Genomic DNA, 3,847 nt, shown 5'->3' on the forward strand with positions numbered 1-3,847 from the left:
GCGTTGCTGAATCAAGGTATGAATGACAACCTTGCACCCATCCAAAAGTTAGTTTGGGTCTAGGTTTTAAAAATCCCACAAAAGAAGATTCGTATCTCAAATCAGCAACCCCGTCTTTTATTTAGGGTTTGCGGCAAAAAGTTTTTCGGTGGTGGCAGGGTGTGGGGTGTGGGGTGTGGGGTGTAGGGTTTTACCGATTTTGAGGTGGTCAATTACCTAATTTTCAGGGAAAAAGTACCTTAATTTTCCCCCCGCTCACTCCCATGCCGGGCACTTTTTGATTGACAAAAAGTCTAAAAGTCTTATCCAGCAAAGTTTTTAGATTTATTCAGCAAGCCCTAATTAACTGGAGTAGTTCTGACGCAAAAATCAGTCGGTTTTTTGCTGTGGGGGAAGTGACGAAAAACGACCCGCGACGGGTTCCCCCTGCTGGTAGCGATAGAGAACGCGAGATTTGACAACTTGCGATCGAACTCGATAAAATTCGTGAGGAGTGGGGGTCTCCGATTTTAATCACTTCGTGGTATCGCCCGCAGGCTGTTAATCGGGCCGTAGGGTCGAGCGGTCGATATTCGCCCAGTCAGTCCAGCTTCTTTGGACAAGTTTCAATCGTGGCTTGATCTGCACTGGTTTGGAGCGTTAGGGTATGGGGCGCGTCGGGGTTTTGTCCATTTGGATACTCGCAACGGCCCGGGATGGCGAACTGGTGGACAAAAAGGTCCCCGATGGAATTATTAGGGGTATCTTATAACAGTGATCAGTAATCAGTAATCAGTGAAAAGACAGCACTGTTACCGCCATTTAATACCGCTCACTTAATACCACTCACTGAAAACTCAAATCTGATTACTGTTTACTGACAACAGCAAAAAGCTCCCTAACCCCCATCGGTTCAATTTTTATTATGAGAACAATCGCTGAAATCAACGACAAAATCGCTAAAAAAACGGCTGTAGTCTGGACAGTAGAGGAATTAAAAAGCCGCGTTACCGAGATGGGAATTAAGGAGGTTTTTTCCCAAGTAGATGTGGTTTGTACGGGAACTTTTGAACCGATGGAATCTTCGGGGGCAATTATTAATTTAGGTCAGACGGATCCGCCGATAAAAATTCGTCAATGTTGGTTAGATGGGATTCCTGCTTATGCCGGTTTTGGGGCGGTGGATTTATATTTAGGAGCCAGTGCTATTAGTGATCTAGCGGCCAAAAATGAGAATTTAGAGGGAGAAAATCCCGAAAGGGGTGGCGGACATATTATTGAGGATTTAATCGCTGGAAAATCGATTCAATTGCGCGCTGTCGGCCAGGCCACCGATTGTTATCCTCGCACTTCTTTTGAAACGATTATTTCTAAGGAGACTATCAATCAATTTTATCTGTTTAATCCTCGCAATCTCTACCAGAATTTTATCGTCGGAGTCAATGGGGGAGAGCGGACTTTATATACTTATTTAGGACCACTACAGCCGAGATTAGGTAATGCAGTGTATTCTAACCCCGGGGCAATTTCTCCCCTGTTAAATGACCCCGATTTAGAGGCTATAGGCATCGGTACGCGCCTTTTTTTAGGAGGAGGAATCGGTTATATTGCCTGGGAAGGAACCCAACATTTTCCCCTGCAAAAACGCCTACAAAATCGAACTCCTATTGGTCCCGCTTCCACCTTAGCCTTAATTGGTGATGCTAAACAAATGAATTCTCGCTGGGTGCGGGGTTGTTATTTCAAAAATTATGGGGCTTCTTTAATGTTAGGGGTAGCAGTACCGATTCCAATTTTAAGCGAGGAAATCGTTCGACATTGTGCGGTAAAAGATGAGGAAATTGTCGCTCCAGTGGTGGATTTTTCTATTCCCCGGCGAGTCCGTCCTACCTTTGGTTTAATCACCTACGCTAAACTAAAAAGCGGTCGGATTATGATCGAGGGAAAAAGTGTTAGGGTGGCTCCTTTGGCCAGTATTTCCTTGGCCCGGGAAGCCGCTTTAGAATTAAAAGCACTGATCGAATCGGGAGAATTTACCCTCACAGAACCCGTGGCCAAAATTAATCTAGAGCGGACTTTTATCCCCCAGGATCGTTGGGGTGGAAAATTATCAATTGAGTGAGGAATTTAGGGATTGCGTGCAGGTGGCACAACTACAATTAAGATGACGTAAAATCGGATTTTCTTCCCCGGTTGTCTTGCCGATAATCATGTCACCTAAGTTCTCGGTGTTGAAACTAGGATGAAAGGACTCTGGGGCAGCTTGTACAGAGTTAGTGGTAACTAATAGGGCTAATAAACTAGCGGAAGCTGTGGCAAGAATAAAGACTTTTTGATTCATAAATTTGTGGGAATTATTGGCCATTAATACCGATGATTATAGCACTGCCCTTACCGATGAGGAGATATTCTAATTAGGGTTTTTCGTTAACGGCCCAAAAGATTGGCAATATCACCACATCCTCCCGGAATGGTTGCGCGGGACTTTTCCCCACACCAACGACAACAATAGTGACGTTGTTCCTCGCTCATGTTTTTCACCCCGGTAAAATTGACATTTTCTACCACTGCTCCCGTGTGTTCTCCAGTGTCATAATTGGGGGGAATGGTACGACTGCGGGGGGTAGCATTTTCTAGGGAACCATAAAATAAACGCATCCCTTTCATATCTGCCCCTCTTAAATTAGCTTCGTAGAGAATTGTCCGCGATACATTTGCTTTCACCAAATCGCTATAACTTAAATCGGCCCGCACCATATTCGCTTCGCTTAAATCCGTCCAGCGCAAATCCTGCCCAGAAATGTCGGACCCCGCTAACATTACCCCCAATTGTACTACTCTTGTACCAAACTCTCGATCCTCCGCATAACCCCCTTCCCCGTCTAGAATCGGTCTGCCTAGATAACGATCGCGTTTAATCGGTGATAATAGCCGCGATTGACTCAAAAAACGCAGTATTTTCGCTTTTCCAGAGGCATCGACACTGCTGAGGATGGAAGCGGTGCGACCTTCTGCGATCGCTCTTTCCTGGGGCCAATCTTCTAAAAATCCCTCCTCATCCAAGGCTAGATCGGAAATCCCTTGAAAATAGGAATCGATCGTCTGTTGTTGGGTAATACGATTTTGTTGTATGGTTAAATCCTTAGAAATAACGTACTGTTCCCAGGCCACATAGACCGCTAACACGGCGATCATAATCTGTCCCAAGGCCCCCACCCACTCGGCCCAGGAACCAAACTCATCGTATTTAAAACTCTCTAACCATCGCAATATTCGCCCGTAAACTCCTAAATATTTCCCTAATCCGGCCAGAGCAGCTATAAAAACTATAAAGGCAAAAACCGTCTGACGTTCAGAGGGGGTGAGATAATGGGCGATCCACTGGCGAATAGAGGGCAAAATTACCTGTAAAGATATTAATATCGCTACTATCGCCCCAGAAAAGCCTAACCAGTCCCAGCTAAAGACTAGGCCGATGGTCATCACCATCAGGGGGGCCAGTAGTAACCCCGCGTTACCCGGTCGAAGATCTTTTAATAGTAGGATGCGCTGACGCACAGGATTACGGGAAGATAAAGAGGAGACGTATTCGGAGGCATCGGGGGGCGATAAACTGGTTTTACCGTTATTTTCCGGGTTATCAGCCCTATTTTCCGAAGCGAGTTTTTCTGGGTCTTTGCGATCGCTCATCGAAAATTTTGGGTCTGAAACCCCGTCGTTCTACGACGGCTTTACTGTTAAATATTAACACATTTACGAAATATATGCTAAAATGCCCCCCATGGAAAAAGCCTATTGGTTTCGATTTTACCCCACACCCGAACAAGAGTCGCTATTGCGGCGCACCTTGGGCTGTGTAAGATTAGTT

5 protein-coding genes are annotated in these 3,847 nt (G+C 45.5%); 3 read left to right on the forward strand and 2 right to left on the reverse strand.

The annotated features are described in order from the left end of the window. The first annotated feature begins 467 nt into the window (after positions 1-467). Positions 468-620 carry a D-Ala-D-Ala carboxypeptidase family metallohydrolase gene (locus tag BGL89_RS21320; RefSeq protein WP_353743953.1) on the forward strand — a complete coding sequence of 51 codons (153 nt, stop codon included), beginning with the start codon at positions 468-470 and terminating at the stop codon, positions 618-620. Between the two features lie 284 nt (positions 621-904). After that, entirely contained in the window at positions 905-2,101 is a 1,197-nt protein-coding gene (locus BGL89_RS16730; protein WP_286826668.1) for a homocysteine biosynthesis protein, read from the forward strand. On the opposite strand, the gene BGL89_RS16735 is transcribed toward BGL89_RS16730, so the two are convergent. Next, complete coding sequence (locus tag BGL89_RS16735; protein WP_286826670.1) at positions 2,090-2,320, reverse strand: hypothetical protein; 231 nt, start codon at positions 2,318-2,320, stop codon at positions 2,090-2,092. The two genes, BGL89_RS16730 and BGL89_RS16735, sit on opposite strands and share 12 nt — an antisense overlap. A gap of 86 nt (positions 2,321-2,406) precedes the next feature. Further along, positions 2,407-3,669, reverse strand: coding sequence for a pentapeptide repeat-containing protein (locus BGL89_RS16740; protein ID WP_286826671.1), 1,263 nt, complete (start codon positions 3,667-3,669; stop codon positions 2,407-2,409). Positions 3,670-3,760: 91 nt separating this feature from the next. Between BGL89_RS16740 and BGL89_RS16745 the strand changes: the two genes are divergently transcribed. Continuing rightward, the coding region (locus BGL89_RS16745) for a helix-turn-helix domain-containing protein (protein WP_286826674.1) at positions 3,761-3,847 on the forward strand (87 nt) is incomplete at its 3' end.

The organism is Microcystis sp. LSC13-02 (assembly GCA_002282935.1).
In the GTDB taxonomy this organism is placed as follows: domain Bacteria; phylum Cyanobacteriota; class Cyanobacteriia; order Cyanobacteriales; family Microcystaceae; genus Microcystis.